Origin of the sequence: Mycolicibacter algericus DSM 45454 (assembly GCF_002086455.1) — a bacterium.
Classification (GTDB): domain Bacteria; phylum Actinomycetota; class Actinomycetes; order Mycobacteriales; family Mycobacteriaceae; genus Mycobacterium; species Mycobacterium algericum.
Window position 1 is genome coordinate 1 of sequence record NZ_MVHC01000097.1, and the last position, 635, is coordinate 635.

The following is a 635-nucleotide window of genomic DNA, read 5'->3' on the forward strand; positions in this document are numbered from 1 at the left end:
AAGACCCCGACGACGTCGGTTCGGCGCTTGATCTCGCGGTTGAGACGCTCCAACGGGTTGGTCGACCAGATCTTTTTCCAGTGCGCCACCGGGAAGTCGGCGAACGCGGTGATGTCCTCGGCGGCATCACGCAGCATGGTCTCGACCTTGGGCAATTGCCGGCCCAGCATGGTGGCGATGGTGTCGAGTTGTTCGCGCACGTGCTCGGCGTCGGGTTGGGCGAAAATGGTGCGGATCGCCGCGGCGACCATCTCCGCGGAACCCTTGGGCACCTGCGCGAGAACGTTGCGCACGAAATGCACCCGGCACCGTTGCCAGGCCGCTCCGATCAGCACGGCTTCGATGGCGGCCCGCAGCCCGGCATGGGCATCGGAGATGACCAGCTGCACCCCGGCCAGCCCACGCGATTTCAGCGACCGCAGAAACGCCGTCCAAAATGCGCCGTCCTCGGAGTCTCCGACGTCGAAGCCGAGCACTTCGCGGCGGCCGTCGGCGGCCACGCCGGTGGCGATGACCACCGCCTGGGAGACGACCCGGTGGTTGACCCGGGCCTTGCAGTAGGTGGCATCGAGGAACACGTACGGGAATGCCTGCTCCGAGAGCGGGCGGTCGCGGAAGGCGGCCACTTCGGTGTC

General features: G+C 67.2%; 1 protein-coding gene. It reads right to left on the reverse strand.

All coding sequences use genetic code 11. The features are described 5' to 3' along the window. Positions 1-635 (reverse strand): IS256 family transposase (locus BST10_RS22265; RefSeq protein ID WP_109559627.1); only part of this gene is annotated, 635 nt, incomplete at both ends.